This is a genomic window from Enterobacter sp. kpr-6 (genome assembly GCF_900116015.1).
Lineage (GTDB): Bacteria > Pseudomonadota > Gammaproteobacteria > Enterobacterales > Enterobacteriaceae > Enterobacter_D.
On the sequence record NZ_FOYH01000002.1, the window covers coordinates 546365 to 560961 of the forward strand.

General features: G+C 56.4%; 16 protein-coding genes. 8 read left to right on the plus strand and 8 right to left on the minus strand.

Annotation, left to right across the window (positions count from 1 at the left end; genetic code table 11):
• Window positions 1-67: 67 nt before the first annotated feature.
• Genes fliI through BM373_RS07320 form a run of 6 tightly spaced genes read right to left on the minus strand, consistent with a single transcriptional unit; the run spans window position 68 to window position 6146 of the window.
• Entirely contained in the window at window positions 68-1405 is a 1338-nt protein-coding gene (fliI, locus tag BM373_RS07295; RefSeq protein ID WP_090460764.1) for a flagellar protein export ATPase FliI, read from the minus strand.
• Window positions 1398-2105 carry a flagellar assembly protein FliH gene (gene fliH / locus BM373_RS07300; protein WP_090460765.1) on the minus strand — a complete coding sequence of 236 codons (708 nt, stop codon included), beginning with the start codon at window positions 2103-2105 and terminating at the stop codon, window positions 1398-1400. The genes fliI and fliH overlap by 8 nt, the downstream gene beginning before the upstream one ends.
• An 8-nt stretch (window positions 2106-2113) precedes the next feature.
• Window positions 2114-3130, minus strand: a complete 1017-nt coding sequence (locus BM373_RS07305; RefSeq protein ID WP_090460766.1) for a flagellar motor switch protein FliG — start codon at window positions 3128-3130, stop codon at window positions 2114-2116.
• On the minus strand, window positions 3108-4778 hold the full coding sequence (gene fliF, locus BM373_RS07310; RefSeq protein ID WP_090460767.1) for a flagellar basal-body MS-ring/collar protein FliF: 1671 nt from the start codon (window positions 4776-4778) through the stop codon (window positions 3108-3110). The genes BM373_RS07305 and fliF overlap by 23 nt, the downstream gene beginning before the upstream one ends.
• 4 nt (window positions 4779-4782) lie before the next feature.
• Window positions 4783-5136, minus strand: coding sequence for a flagellar hook-basal body complex protein FliE (locus BM373_RS07315; RefSeq protein WP_256214586.1), 354 nt, complete (start codon window positions 5134-5136; stop codon window positions 4783-4785).
• Window positions 5137-5153: 17 nt separating this feature from the next.
• Entirely contained in the window at window positions 5154-6146 is a 993-nt protein-coding gene (locus tag BM373_RS07320) for a sigma-54 interaction domain-containing protein (protein ID WP_090460768.1), read from the minus strand.
• 471 nt (window positions 6147-6617) lie between these two features.
• Here BM373_RS07320 and BM373_RS07325 point away from each other — a divergent pair, with 471 nt between their 5' ends.
• The 8 genes from BM373_RS07325 to BM373_RS07360 are packed head-to-tail and all read left to right on the plus strand — an operon-like array spanning window position 6618 to window position 13112.
• Window positions 6618-7478 (plus strand): FliM/FliN family flagellar motor switch protein, encoded by an 861-nt coding sequence (locus tag BM373_RS07325; protein WP_090461084.1) that lies wholly within the window; start codon window positions 6618-6620, stop codon window positions 7476-7478.
• Window positions 7471-7842: a FliM/FliN family flagellar motor switch protein gene (locus BM373_RS07330; RefSeq protein WP_090460769.1), complete on the plus strand. Its 372-nt coding sequence runs from the start codon at window positions 7471-7473 to the stop codon at window positions 7840-7842. Before BM373_RS07325 ends, BM373_RS07330 begins: the two co-directional genes overlap by 8 nt.
• Window positions 7839-8594: a flagellar type III secretion system pore protein FliP gene (gene fliP / locus BM373_RS07335; RefSeq protein WP_090460770.1), complete on the plus strand. Its 756-nt coding sequence runs from the start codon at window positions 7839-7841 to the stop codon at window positions 8592-8594. Before BM373_RS07330 ends, fliP begins: the two co-directional genes overlap by 4 nt.
• Window positions 8595-8607: 13 nt before the next feature.
• On the plus strand, window positions 8608-8880 hold the full coding sequence (locus tag BM373_RS07340; RefSeq protein ID WP_090460771.1) for a flagellar biosynthetic protein FliQ: 273 nt from the start codon (window positions 8608-8610) through the stop codon (window positions 8878-8880).
• Window position 8881: 1 nt separating this feature from the next.
• Window positions 8882-9661 carry a flagellar biosynthetic protein FliR gene (gene fliR / locus BM373_RS07345; protein WP_090460772.1) on the plus strand — a complete coding sequence of 260 codons (780 nt, stop codon included), beginning with the start codon at window positions 8882-8884 and terminating at the stop codon, window positions 9659-9661.
• Entirely contained in the window at window positions 9654-10793 is a 1140-nt protein-coding gene (flhB, locus tag BM373_RS07350) for a flagellar biosynthesis protein FlhB (protein ID WP_090460773.1), read from the plus strand. The genes fliR and flhB overlap by 8 nt, the downstream gene beginning before the upstream one ends.
• A complete protein-coding gene (gene flhA, locus BM373_RS07355; RefSeq protein WP_090460774.1) occupies window positions 10777-12870 on the plus strand; it encodes a flagellar biosynthesis protein FlhA in 2094 nt (697 codons plus the stop codon). Before flhB ends, flhA begins: the two co-directional genes overlap by 17 nt.
• Before the next feature lie 32 nt (window positions 12871-12902).
• Window positions 12903-13112, plus strand: a complete 210-nt coding sequence (locus BM373_RS07360; protein ID WP_090460775.1) for a hypothetical protein — start codon at window positions 12903-12905, stop codon at window positions 13110-13112.
• Between the two features lie 21 nt (window positions 13113-13133).
• On the opposite strand, the gene BM373_RS07365 is transcribed toward BM373_RS07360, so the two are convergent.
• Window positions 13134-14084, minus strand: a complete 951-nt coding sequence (locus BM373_RS07365; protein ID WP_090460776.1) for a nucleotidyl transferase AbiEii/AbiGii toxin family protein — start codon at window positions 14082-14084, stop codon at window positions 13134-13136.
• Window positions 14077-14472: a DUF6088 family protein gene (locus tag BM373_RS07370; RefSeq protein WP_090460777.1), complete on the minus strand. Its 396-nt coding sequence runs from the start codon at window positions 14470-14472 to the stop codon at window positions 14077-14079. The genes BM373_RS07365 and BM373_RS07370 overlap by 8 nt, the downstream gene beginning before the upstream one ends.
• Window positions 14473-14597: the final 125 nt, after the last annotated feature.

Genomic DNA, 14597 nt, shown 5'->3' on the forward strand with positions numbered 1-14597 from the left:
GAGGGAGGTTTTGTCCCCTCTCCCTGAGGGAGAGGGTCAGGGTGAGGGTGGTGTTGTCCCCTCTCCCTCAGGGAGAGGGTGGCCTCCTCCCCGGAAACAGCTTCTGCATCTGCCCCTGCACCTGCTCCAGCGGGGCGGCTTCGTGCATCTCCTGGGTCAAAAACCGGACGATCGCCGGGAACACTTTCACCGCTTTATCCACTGCCGGATCTGCGCCTGCGACGTAGCCGCCGAGCGGGATCAGCGGTTTGATCTCCATATACGCCGCGTAATTTTGTTTCAGCGCACGGGCCGCCTGCTGATGCTCGCGGGGGGTGATTTGCGTCATGCAGCGGCTGATCGACTGGGCGATATCAATCGCCGGGTAGTGCCCGGCTTCGGCCAGTTTACGGGTCAGCACGATGTGTCCGTCGAGCACCGCGCGGGCGCAGTCAACAATCGGGTCCTGCTGATCGTCCCCTTCTGCCAGCACGGTGTAAATCGCGGTCATCGACCCGCTGCTCTCGCTGTTGCCGGCGCTTTCCACAAGCCTTGGGATAATGCCAAACGCCGACGGCGGGTAGCCTTTGGTGGCGGGCGGTTCGCCAAGCGAGAGGGCGATTTCGCGCTGGGCCATGGCGTAGCGCGTCAGGGAATCCACCAGCAGCAGCACGTCAAAACCCCGGTCGCGGAACCAGGCGGCTATCGCGTGGCACAGCTCGGTGGCTTTCAGGCGCATCAGCGGCGACTCGTCGGCGGGGGCGGCCACCACGATGGATTTTGCCAGCCCTTCGGCACCCAGGGAGTGATCGATAAACTCTTTCACCTCGCGCCCGCGCTCGCCAATCAGCCCGACCACCACCACCTGAGCTTTGGTCTGGCGGGTGATCATGCCGAGCAGCACGCTTTTCCCCACCCCGCTGCCCGCCATCAGCCCGACGCGCTGGCCTTTGCCGATGGTCAGCATACCGTTAATCGCTTTGACGCCGACGTCCAGCGGCTCCGCCACCGGCTGACGGGTGAGCGGGTTAATTGACGGCGCGCTGGCGGGCAGCACGTCGCTGCCGCCGAGTTTGCCCTTGCCGTCAATCGGCTCACCAAGTCCACTGACCACGCGGCCTAACCAGCTTTCGCCGATCAGCACTTCCTGGGCTCTGTCTTCCGGGAACACGCGCGCGCCTGCCATCAGGCCGGTGGGCTGTTTGAAGGGCATTAAATAGGTGATGTCGCGGTTAAAGCCCACCGCCTGGGCGTCGATAAAACTGCCGTCGGCGCTCTCGATGCGGCACAACTGCCCCGTCACCAGCGGACAGCCGACGCACTCAAGTAAGATCCCGTTCAGCCGCACCAGCCGTCCGGCGACGCGGGCGACGGCGATGGTTTCGATGGCGTTAAGCGCAAGGTCGATCCGCGCCGGATCATGCATCGTCCGACTCCGGGGCCAGCGTCTCTTTCAGCACATTCATGCACTGTGACAGGCGGTGCCCGCAGCCGATATCCAGTTCCGATTGATCGGTCACAATCCGGCACTCCCCGGCGGGCAACTCTGCCGACGGCATCAGGCTCCACTCTTTGACCTTCGCAGGCGCAGCGTTCTGAATGCGGTTAAATTCATCCGTGCTCAGGTAAACGTGCAGCGATTCCGGCGTGGACGGCAGGGCCGTAATCGCCTCCTCCACCAGCGCCAGAAGCTGCGTCGGCTGCAGCGCCAGTTCGCAGCGGATCACCTGGCGGGTGACTTTTCCCACCAGTTGCAGGAGATCGTCGCGCTGTTTGCGCTGTGCGTGGGCCATAAAATCGTTCAGTTGCGACGCGATGGCTTCCAGCGGAGCGGCGGCCTCGGTGAACTGCATCAGCCCGGCTTTCTGCCCGGCGAGACTGCCCTCGGCGTAGCCGTCGCGGTAGCCGTCGTCCTGCCCTTTCTGCCGCCCTTCCTCGCGACCCTGTTCGTGGCCTTCAGCGAGGCCCTGTTCAAAGCCCTTTTGCATCCCCTGCTGAAAACCATCCATTAACTGACGCTGAAACTCTACGGCTGAAACGCCCGGCAGCGGCGTATCGGCAAAGGGCGCGGCGTGGCGCGGGGCAAAGCGGTGTAAGCGGTAGCGACCGCGTAGCTTTTCCATCATGTGCTCCTTTATTCCGCCGTCTGTTCAGCATACAGCTGAAGCTGAATTTCACCGGCTTCTTCCAGCTCGCGGGCAATCGCCATGATCTCACGGCGGATCTGCTCAATGCGGCTGATCGGCACCGGCCCCAGGCGGGAGGTGATGGTTTCAAGCTGCTGTACCTGGCGCTTTGGCATGACCGCAAAAATAGCGCGGCGCAGCGGCGTTTCGGTGCCTTTGAGCGCCACCGCCCAGTCTTCCATCGGCACTTCGTCGAGCAGGCGACGGCGCACCTCTTCGCTCTGGCGACTCAGGATAAAGAAGTCGTACATCTCATCCTGCAACTGCTCCAGCACCTCTTCGTCCAGATTGCGCATCTGATCGAGGATCTGCTGCTGGTTGCCCTGAATGCGGTTGACGATATCCGCCGCCTGCTTGATGCCCTTCACTTTCGAGCCGTGCTCGGCGAGCACCGACAGGCCACGGTCGATGAGGCGGTCCAGTTCGTCCACCACGTCGCGGTTAACGTCGCTGAGTTTTGCCACCCGATAGAGAATTTCGTTTTGCACCGCGTCGCTCATGTACGAGAGTACGGTGGCGGCGATCTCCGGCGTCAGGAAGGCGAGAAACACCGCCTGCAACTGGAGGTGTTCTTCGGAGATCAGCGTGGCAAGCTGGCGCGGTTCCACCCATTGCAGGCGCGCCATTCGTGAGCGGATCTCATCGCCGTAAATGCCGTTGATCACGCTGCTGGCGATTTCGCCGCCCAGCGCTTTGTTAAGGATCCCCTGCAACATCATCCGCGATGCGCCGTTGATGCCACTCTGCTCGCGGAATTCCTCAAAGAAATTGTTGATGACCTTTTTCGCCTGGCTGGTTTTCACCCCGGAAAGGCGCGCCATGTGCTCGCTCAGGCGCACCACTTCTTCGCGGCTGAGTTTTTGCATCACCGTGGCGGCGGCCTCTTCGCCGAGGCAGAGCAGTAAAATCGCCGCCTGCTCAAGGTAGCTGGTGCCGCTGGACTTATTTATTGTCAATTCGCTCATTACTGGTAATCCACTGTCTGATCACTTCGGCAACGCGATCGGTGTCGCTGATCGCCAGTTTTTTAAGGAATTCCAGCTTGGTTTCCAGACCGGAACTTTGTGCGGGCAGCGAGTCATCGCCGGGGAACGACGGCAGTTCAATGCTCTTACGCTCGTCGTCATCAGTGCTGATGGTCGGCAGGATCTCATCATGCGTCACCGCTGGCGCGACTTGCGCATTGCGGCGCAGGGCCTGCATCGCCATAACGTGCTTCATCAGCGGGCGCACCACCAGCAGCAAAATCAAGAGTGCGAGCAGGCCGATGCCGCCCATGCGCGCCCACGCCATGATGCTGTCGTTCTGCCACCATTTTTCCACCGTCACGGTCGGTTTTTCCGCCGGGATGAAGTTCAAAAGTGACAGGGAGAGTTTGTCGCCGCGCGCGCTGTCGATCCCGGCGGCGTTGTTGAGCATGGTTTCCACCTGCTTCACCTGCTCCGGCGTCCAGCCTTTTACCGTCGCCGCGTCGCGGTTTAACACCACCGCCACGTTGAGATGCTTCAGTTCAAAACCGGGATGCTGAATGTGTTTGATGTCGCGATCCCAGGCGTAGTCGCGCTTGCTGTCGCTGTGCTCGGAGAGCGCCTGCGGATTTTTACTGGCCGCCGGGTTAGCGGGCGTGCCGCCAATCTGCTCAGGCGCGGCTTCCGGCGGGCGATTGCTTAACGAGCCGGGAATGCCGATGGCGATCTGATCGGTGTTTTTATCCTGCGAAATCTGCTCGCGGTTGAGTTTCGGGCTGTCGCCGAGCTTCTCCTGGGTTTCGTCGATGGCGCTGAGATCCAGCTCCGGCATCACGCTGATGCGGTAATTGTTTTTCCCCACCAGCGTGGTCAGCACGTTCGCGATGCTGTCGCGGGTTTTATCCTGAATATTCTTCAGTAGTTCGTTGTTTTTGCGGGTGGTGGCGGAGGCACGGGTTTCATCGGCCACGCCCTCAGAGAGCAACACGCCCGCCTGATCGACCACGCTGACCTGTGCGGGCGCAAGCCCTGGCACGCTGCCGCTCACCAGGTGAATAATGGCGTTGACCTGCTCGGCGTCGAGCTTGCTGCCGTAATGCAGGCGCACCACCACCGAGGCGCTGTTGTGCGCTTCCTCGCTCACCACAAACGAGCTTTCTTCGTTCAGCGCGAGGTGCACGCGGGCAGTTTCCACCGCGTCGAGCGTCATAATGCTCTGCGCCATCTCCCCTTCGAGGCTGCGCTTGTAGCGGATGTTCTGCACGAACTGGCTGCTGCCGAGCACTTCGTCTTTGTCCATCAGCTCATAGCCGGTGGGGTTTAACGCCTGCACGCCTTTGCCCGCCAGGGTCATGCGGATTTTCGACAGTTGCGCGTCCGGGACGAGGATCTGCCCGGTGGCCGGATCGATGCGGTAATCGACCTTTTCGCCGTCGAGCACGGTAATAATCTGCGATACCGGCAGGTGTTCCTGTGCGCCGTACAGCGCAATGTAGCCGCTGTTACTGTGCCAGAGCGTGCCGACAATCGCGGCGGTTAACAGCACCGCCGCGCCGCCTAAGGCCAGCCATTTTTTATTGCCCGGCAACGCCGCCGACAGTGCGGAAAGCGGGGCCGAAAGCCGCGCGGAGAGTTTCTCTTTCATAGGGCTACACAGACATGCTCATCAGATCGTTAATGCCGCTGGTCACTTTGTTTCTGACCTGCACCAGCGCGGAAAAGGAGAGCGCGGCCTCCTGGCTTGCCAGCATCGCGCCGACCAGATCGTCGCTCTGCCCGCTGTCAACGGCGTTCTGTTTGGCGTCCGCCGCCTGCTGTATCCGATCGATATGGTTGAGTGCGGCATGCATCACCTCCTGAAAAGAGGTTTCGCTGGCGTGGCTTGCCAGCGCCTGCGTCGTTGAGGGCAACACCGGCGCATCGGCCAGGGTTTTCATCCGGTTCATTTCCTGCTGCATACTGAGCAAGGACGCACCGCCGGTGAGATGAGTAATCGTTGTCATGAAGGAATTTTCCGGAATTAACAAACGTCGAAGCCCTGCTTGCGCATGGAGGCGAGGCGATAGCGTAACGCCCTGGGGGTGATCCCCAGGAAGTCAGCGATTTTGGTTTTATTGCCCTGAAATTTACCCATCAGGTCGGCAATATACTGATACTGCGCACTGCGTCCGTGCGCCTGTAAATTATCGTTCAGATCCACCGCCAAAGTGACGGGTGCGGCGGCGGGTTGCCAGGATTCAATATAGGGGGCGGATTCTTCCACCAGCGGAATACCCAGCGTGCTGGCGTGGATCACGCCGTCCTGATTTAAAATCATCCCGCGCTGAATGGTATTTTCCAGCTGGCGCACGTTACCCGGCCAGCTATATTTAACCAGCGCCGATTTTGCCCGCTCGGAGAGCACGATATTTTTGCCGACCATGCGGGCATATTTTTGCAGGAAAGATTCCGCCAGCGGAATAATATCCCCCGCGCGTTCGCGCAGCGGCGGGACGTTAATCGGCACCACCGAAATACGGTAAAACAGATCTTCACGAAAACGCCCGGCGGCGACTTCCGCTTCCAGATTTTTATTGGTGCAGGCAATCAGGCGGAAATTCAGTTTAATGGGCCGATTACTGCCCAGGCGTTCCACCTGATGCTCCTGTAATACGCGCAATAATTTGGCCTGTAACGCCAGCGGCATATCGCCAATTTCATCTAACAGCAGCGTGCCGTTATTGGCCATCTCCAGTTTGCCGGGAACGGAATTTACCGCGCCGGTGAATGCGCCTTTTTCATAGCCGAACAGGGTGGATTCCAGCATCGGTTCAGGAATAGCCGCACAGTTAATACCAATAAATGGCGCGTCATTCTCTTCACCAAAGGCGGCGGAGTGAATGAGTTTCGCCACGCACTCTTTACCCGCGCCGGTTTCACCCTGAATCAATACCGGAATATTAAAGCTGGCAACACGTCTTGCTAATGAAAACGTTTTAATGCTGGTAGCGGCTTCGGCTATTAAGGTTGGCATGAGTAAACTCGCATTAACTGATATAAACAAATGAGGAGGATGACGGCTGCCATGTATTACATTAGCTTAAGTAATCCTGACACCTGAGATTAAGCAAATTCTAACATCACGCCATTTTCAGAAATAATATTAATCCTTCAAAAAAATATTATTTCTTTGAAAACATGTAGTTATATAAAGAAACGAGGGAAAGATACGCAGCAGACGCGCGCAATGAGATCGTGCCCGGAAATTAATAATCTTTTAATAATAATTATCCCGCACCGGGCGCTTGTGGTGCAAAACTATTTCCGATTAAATGCCCTTCCTGTTTCGGGAGTGGTCGCTGGTGAAGTACAGACGTTATTTAATTAAGACGGCAATCATAAAGCGAAACTTAAATGTGAACCGTCAGTTTTTACATGCAGTGAGATCTTCATCACGTAAAACGGCTCGCTCCTTATTAAGACATTACGACAGAGAATGCGCACCATGTTGAAGTACAGCCAGCTCCAGGGAGTCTGCAAACTGGAAGGTAATCGCCTTGGCCGCCCTTACCATCGGCTGCCGGGAATGTTTATCAGCAAATTCGACATTCTGGAGTCGAGGCTCAGCCATTACTTTCTCAGAAAGCACCGTTCAAACGTCAGCTTAAAAAAGATCGCCTGCACCATGGACGTGAAAAATAAGCGTGCCGATGTGCTCGCCTCGCCCGTAGGTAATCTGGCGTTTGATATCGATCGCCCGCTGCTGTTAACCATTCTGAATAATTTTTACGGTCTGGATGCGCATTTCGATGAAAACAGTAAAACCGACCGGCCGCCAACAAAAACCGAAGCGCGGTTGCGTAACCGCCTGGCGCTGGATATTTGCCAGATGCTGTTTAATGAAGAAACGCTCGGCCTGCCATTAACCGTTAAGGCCGATAACAGCCATATTCTCACGCAGTGGGCGTATCAGATTGCCTTTACGCTCAATGAAGATAAGCAGAGCAGTTTTTATATTCTGCTGGATAACGCTCACACCGATTTTATTCTCAACGCGCTGCGCAAAAAAGAGAAGCCGCAGGTTGATGAAGGGGCGGCGGCGCGTAAATCGAAGCAAAAAGCGATCATGACGCAGATTATTAATACCCTGCCGTTAAGTCTCGATGTGAAAGTGGCGGAAATTAATATGAACGTCGCGGATTTAACGATGATCAAGGCAGGCGATATTTTACCGATTTCGCTTGCGGATAAATTCCCCGTCGCTATCGGACAATCAGCCCTGTTCAGCGCGCTGATCGTCGAGGATAGCGACAAACTGCTGTTGTCCGACATTACTGAAAATATCTCTGAGAAGTCGTATGAATAACCACGAAGATCTGCTTGAAGAAGGTTTTGAATTAGCCAGTCACGACGAGGCGGCTCCGCAGCCTGTTGCGCCGCTGGTGAAAACTGCCGCCAAAGGCGCGCCGCTGACCGATTCCATGGCGCTGCTGAAACGCATTCCCGTCACCCTGACGCTGGAAGTCTCCTCCGTGGAGGTGATGCTGGCGGATCTGCTCAGCATTGACGATGACACGGTGATTGAGCTGAACAAGCTGGCGGGCGAGCCGCTGGATATCAAAGTGAACAACATTCTGCTGGGGAAAGCGGAAGTGGTGGTGGTGAACGAGAAGTATGGATTACGGGTGATCGAGTTCAACACGCGCGATATCAACGAACTGACGCCATGAAACTGCGCACGCTCTTTACCCTGCTGACGGGCGCGCTGCTGCTGCTTTCGCCGTCGGCGTTTGCCCAGGGCGGTGAGATCCCACTCTTCAGCGTGGTGACGCACGGGGACACCCAGGCGCTGAGCGTCAAAGTGCAGATCCTGATCCTGATGACGCTGGTGGGGATGCTGCCGACCCTGCTGCTGATGATGACCAGCTTTACCCGCTTTATCATCGTGCTGTCGCTGCTGCGCCAGGCGCTGGGGCTGCAACAAACGCCGCCCAACCGCATTCTGATCGGCATCGCGCTGGCGCTGACCATGCTGGTGATGCGTCCGATCTGGCTCAACATTTACGATCACGCGGTGGTGCCGTTTGAAAATGACGCCATCACACTGCCGCAGGCGCTCTCCACCGCCGCCGCGCCGCTTAAGCGCTTTATGCTGGCGCAGACCAACAAAAAAGCGATGGCGCAGATCATGACCATCGCTAACGCGAAGGGCAACGCCGCCGATCAGGATCTCTCTATCGTCATTCCGGCGTACGTGTTAAGCGAGCTAAAAACCGCCTTCCAGATCGGCTTTATGCTCTACATCCCTTTTCTGGTGATCGACCTGATCGTCTCAAGCGTGCTGATGGCGATGGGGATGATGATGCTCTCGCCGCTGATCGTCTCGCTGCCGTTCAAACTGATGGTGTTTGTGCTGATCGACGGCTGGTCGCTGACCGTCGGCACCCTGACCGCCAGCATTCGCGGACTCGGCTTAGGCTGACAGGAGGCCTGTGATGTTAACCCTCGACGTGGCGGCGGATATCGTCGCCAGCGGCATTAAAGTGGTGATTATTCTGGTCTCCGTGCTGGTGGTGCCGAGCCTGCTGGTCGGGCTGTGCGTGAGTATTTTCCAGGCGGTGACGCAGATTAACGAGCAGACGCTGAGTTTTTTACCGCGTCTGCTCGTCACCCTGGTGGTGCTCGGCGTGTGCGGCAAATGGATGATCGTGCAGTTAAGCGATCTCTGTACGCACCTGTTCACCCAGGCCGCGATGCTGGTGGGCTGAGATGGCGCTCCGTGACATCAATCAGTTCATCAACCTGGTGTGGGCGCTGTGGTATCCGTTTGTGCGCATCATGGCGTTTTTCCAGTTCAGCCCGGTGTTCGACAGCAAGGCGCTGTCCGTGCGCCTGCGCATTATTCTCTCGTTTGGCATCGCCGTGCTGCTCGCGCCGTTAATCCACGCCCCCGTCCCGCAGGGGTTGCTGACTCTGAGCACGATTGTGTTAACCCTGGAGCAGGTCCTGTGGGGCTTTCTCTTCGGCCTGATGCTGCAATTTGTCTTCCAGGCGTTGCAAATCGCCGGGCAAATCCTGTCGTTTAATATGGGGATGAGCATGGCGGTGATGAACGATCCGAACAGCGGCGCGTCCACCACCGTGCTGTCGGAGTTCATCTATATCTATGCGGCGATCCTGTTTTTCGCCATGGACGGGCACCTGCTGCTGGTGAGCATTCTGTTTAAAAGTTTCACTTACTGGCCGATTGGCAGCGCACTCAGCGCGCAAACCCTGCGCAGCGTGAGCCTCGCGTTAAGCTGGACGTTCGCTTCCGCGACGCTGCTGGCGCTGCCGACCACCTTTATTATGCTGGTGGTACAGGGCGGATTTGGCCTGCTTAACCGCGTTTCGCCCGCGCTGAATCTCTACTCCCTCGGCTTCCCGGTCAATATGCTGGCGGGCATGGTGTGCTTTGCCGCCCTGCTCTACGTCCTGCCCGACCACTTTTTACACCTGGCGAATTTCGTCTTAAGCCAGTTCGACGCGCTGAGGACTGGTCATGGCTGACGCCAGCAGCGACGAAAAAACAGAAAAGCCCTCCGCGCAAAAACGTCGCAAAGCGCGCCAGGACGGGCAAATCCCGCGATCAAAAGATATGGGGCTGGCCGCCAGCCTGTTTGCGGCCTTTATCGTGCTCAGCAACAGCTTTCCGTGGTACCGCGATTTTATCCGCGAAGCCTTCACCACCGTGCACCAGTACGCGCAGCACATTAACGACCCGGATATTCTCGGCCAGTTTTTGCAGCACAATTTACTGATTATTCTCAAGTTTATCCTGACGCTGGTGCCGATGCCGCTGGCGGCGATCGCCGCCTCGCTGGTGCCGGGCGGCTGGCTGTTCACGCCGAAAAAGCTGCTGCCGGATTTCAGCAAAATCAGCCCGCTCAAAGGCATTGGCCGCCTGTTTTCCGGCGATCACCTGGTGGAGACCGGCAAAATGATCGTTAAGAGCGTCATCGTGCTGGTGCTGCTTGGCCTGACCCTGCGCCACAATTTCAGCGGCTTTGTCCATTTGCAGGAACACTTTTTCACCCGCGCCGTCACCGATGGCCTGTCGCTCTACCGCAGCGTGATGCAGAACTTCGTCATGCTGTTCGTCTTCTTTGCGGTGATCGACATTCCGCTGGCTAAGCATCTGTTTACCAAAGGATTAAAGATGACCAAACAGGAAGTGAAAGAGGAATACAAAAATCAGGAAGGCAGCCCGGAGTTAAAAGCCAAAGTGCGGCGCCTGCAACGCCAGATGGCGCTGGGGCAGATCAAGCGCGTGGTGCCGAAAGCCGACGTGGTGATCGTCAACCCGACCCACTACGCGGTGGCGCTGAACTACGACACCGCGCGGGCCGCTGCGCCCTTTGTGGTGGCGAAAGGCACCGACGAGGTGGCGCTCTATATCCGCGACGTCGCCCGCGAACATAAGGTTGAAGTGGTTGAGTTTCCGAAGCTCGCCCGCGCGGTCTATTACACCACGCAGATCAACCAGCAGATCCCTTTTCAGCTTTTCCGCGCGATTGCCCACGTGCTGACTTACGTGCTGCACCTTAAATCCTGGCGCGCCGGAATGCAGGACAAGCCCGAACTTAACCGTCATATTTCCATCCCTAAAGAGGTTCTGAAACAGGATGCAGAAAACATTTAAGCAGATGCTGACAGGTCTGCGCGCCGGGCATCACGGCGTTCCGCTGGTCTTACTGTGCATTCTGGCGATGGTGATTTTGCCGCTGCCGCCGATGCTTCTGGACGTGCTGTTCACCTTCAATATTGTGCTGGCGGTGCTGGTGCTGTTGGTGAGTGTCTCCACGAAACGCCCGCTGGAGTTCAGCCTGTTCCCGACGGTGCTGCTCATCACCACCCTGATGCGCCTGACGCTCAACGTGGCCTCCACCCGCGTGGTGTTACTGTTCGGGCATGAGGGCGTGGGCGCAGCCGGTAAGGTGATCGAATCCTTCGGCCAGGTGGTGATCGGCGGCAACTTCGTCGTCGGTTTCGTGGTGTTTATCATCCTGATGATCATCAACTTTATCGTGGTGACGAAAGGCGCGGAGCGTATATCTGAAGTTTCAGCGCGCTTTACCCTGGACGCGATGCCCGGCAAACAGATGGCGATTGATGCCGATCTCAATGCGGGGCTGATCAATCAGGCGCAGGCACAGGCCCGGCGCAAAGAAGTCACCAGCGAAGCCGATTTCTACGGCGCGATGGACGGGGCCTCGAAGTTTGTGCGCGGCGACGCCATCGCCGGGATGATGATCCTCGCCATCAACCTGATCGGCGGCGTGTGCATCGGGATTTTTAAATACAACCTCAGCGCCGACGCGGCCTTCTCGCAGTATGTGCTGATGACCATCGGGGATGGCCTGGTGGCGCAGATCCCGTCGCTTCTGCTCTCGACGGCGGCGGCGATCATCGTTACCCGCGTCAGCGACAGCGGCGATATTGCCAGCGAAGTGAAAAAGCAGCTGCTGGCGACGCCTGCGGTGATCTACACCGCCGCGGGGGTGATGTTTATCCTCGCCATCGTGCCGGGAATGCCGCATCTGCCATTTTTACTCTTTACCGCTCTGCTGGCGTTCACCGCGTGGCGGCAGAGTAAAAAACCCGCCCCGGCGGAGCAGGAGGAGCAGAACCTCGCCACCCTCAGCAAAACCCTGACCGAAAGCAGCGAGCAGCCGGTCAGCTGGGACACCATCCCGCTGATTGAGCCGATCAGTTTAAGCCTCGGCTACAAGCTGGTGACGCTGGTGGACAAGGCCAAAGGCAGCCCGCTGACCCAGCGTATTCGCGGCGTGCGCCAGGTGATTTCCGATAACAACGGGATGCTGCTGCCGGAGATCCGCATCCGCGAGAACTTCCGCTTAAAGCCGACCCAGTACGCCATTTACATCAACGGCATTAAGGCCGACGGCGGCGATATCCCGGCGGATAAGCTGATGGCGCTGCCTTCCGGGGAAACCTACGGGGAAATCGACGGCACGCTCGGCAGCGATCCGGCCTACGGCATGCCGGTCACCTGGATCACCGCCGCGCAAAAAGCCAAAGCGCTGAATATGGGTTATCAGGTGATCGACTGCGCCAGCGTGATCGCCACGCACCTTAATAAAGTGGTCGGCCACTATATTCCTGAGCTGTTTAATTACGACGATGTGACCCAGTTGCACAACCGGCTGGCGGCGCAGGCCCCGAAGCTGGCGGAAGATCTTAACGGCGCGCTCAACTACAGCCTGCTGCTGAAGGTCTACCGCAGCCTGCTCACTGAGCGGGTGTCGCTGCGCGATATCGTCACCATCGCCACCACCCTGGTCGCCAGTAGCGCCATCACCAAAGACCCGATTTTGCTGGTGTCCGACGTGCGTCTGGCGCTGCGCCGCAGCATCACGCATGGACTTGTGCGCAATCAGGAACTGGCGGTTTATACGCTCAATAACGAGCTGGAAAACCTGCTACTGGGGGTGGTCAATCAGGCGCAACAGAGCGGCAAAGTGATGCTCGACAGCGTGCCGGTCGACCCGAACATGCTGAGCCAGTTCCAGGAAAACATGCCACAAATGCACGAGCAGATGAAAGCCGCCGGCAAAGAACCGGTATTGCTGGTGGCACCGCAACTGCGCCCGCTGCTGGCGCGCTACGCGCGGCTGTTCACCAGCGGGCTGAATGTGCTCTCTTACAACGAAGTACCCGATGAACTGGAGCTGAAGATTATCGGTACGCTCAGTTAAATTCAGGCCGCGCACAGGGAAGGGGTCAGGGAATGGATAATAAAGACGGGCAGGAAAAGAAGACGTTACCGGTTTATAAAACCATGGAAGAATTTATGCGCGCGCACGATGCGGGCGAGAAAGATCCCCTTCCCCCTCCCCCACCTGCCACCGATATGCCCGTGCTGGTGTGCAGGATTATTATTCTGACTATTCTGCTCGAAATACTCCTGCTGTCGGTTTATTTCGTTTGTGCGGGGTGAGGGAATTATTCAATGCTGGCTCTATGCAGCAAAAATATCCAATGCCGTCTGACGAAAGCAGGTATAAGCATCTTCCCAGGGAACGTATCGATTACCAAATATCATTGGCGTGACAAATTGCAAATAACGCTCCTGATAAACAGGATTACTCGCCAGCTCTTCGAGTCCCAGGATGAGTTCTTCAACAGGTGATTTGCAGAACTCGGGATACTGGGCACCATAACGGGCAATATCCTGTTCAATACAGGCTTGCACAAAGCGCTTGAGAGCAGGAGTATCGGCACCCTTTTCTCTGATAATACAAAAATTATCGTAGATATGGCGAACCAGTGATTCATCTACCGCTCGTTCTACATGACGCTTGTTCGCAGCCGATCTACGCAACATCGCAATCAGCTTTTCAGCCTGCGTGCTGGTGATAGTGGCACAGGGAAACGCGTCTACTTTTTGTCCCTTGTTTGTTAAATCCATTATTAACGAGCTAATATCGCGGTTTTCTGCTGGCTCCAGCAATTCTGTTTCTATTAACTCTAATTTTATAAAGGGCCTCAAACAGGGAGACTGCGCATAAGCCTGCGGGTAACGCACCGGAATTTCATTATAGCGAAACTCATCACGTGTAATTTTTGGATAAGCTGCATCCAGGCTAAACGTAGCTGAAGCGTTAATTAATTCACTTATGTTCTGAACAATATTTCTACGAATGTTTTTACGTTGAGTTCTGGAGTACTGCTCATAGAAACGGGCAACTGGCACCAGTTTAATGTCCACATCCTCTGACATCCGATTCAAGGATATTCCCGCTTTTGATAATGCCGTTCCACCAGAAAATACCAGTTGATGCGTATTAAAAGCCAGAGGTTGTAACAGGCGCAATAACTCAACGATGTAATAATCTTTCTCTACAATTGCAACCGATTCAATTCCCAGCGCATCCGCTGCGTCTGGAAATAAATTTATCAAATCATCCATTTAACTTGCTATTCCCTATCGATAATACTCTTTTAAAACGTGTTGACGTTTTGATTTCCATTGAGGCAGGGATCTGAGTGGATTTACCGCTATTATAGGCTTTCGTTGCGCCTGACAGACGGTATTTCACCTTCAGACGATCCAGCGCTTCAATCACGACCGCAGCAGAACCACCAGGGGCTGCGGGCATTAATTTACCCGTGATCGCATTTTGTCGCGCTTTGGTGTAGACGCCATAGCCTACTTTCAGTAACTGCCCTTCCTTGACCAGCTCACGCAGTACCCGACCCACTTGATCGTAGCCTGCCAGATCTTTGAAATCGTCACGAGTAAAAACATAACGCTTTGAGCGCCTCAGTCGTGACTGAATCCGAGCTTTTATCGTCATGCTGCCTCCCGTTGATCGTTTCTTAAGCATAGCAAACATACGACATTTTAAACAGCAAACATACGACACAAAACTATCTAACTGTGTCGTATGTTTGCTGTTACACCCACGCCAGTTTCCTGAAG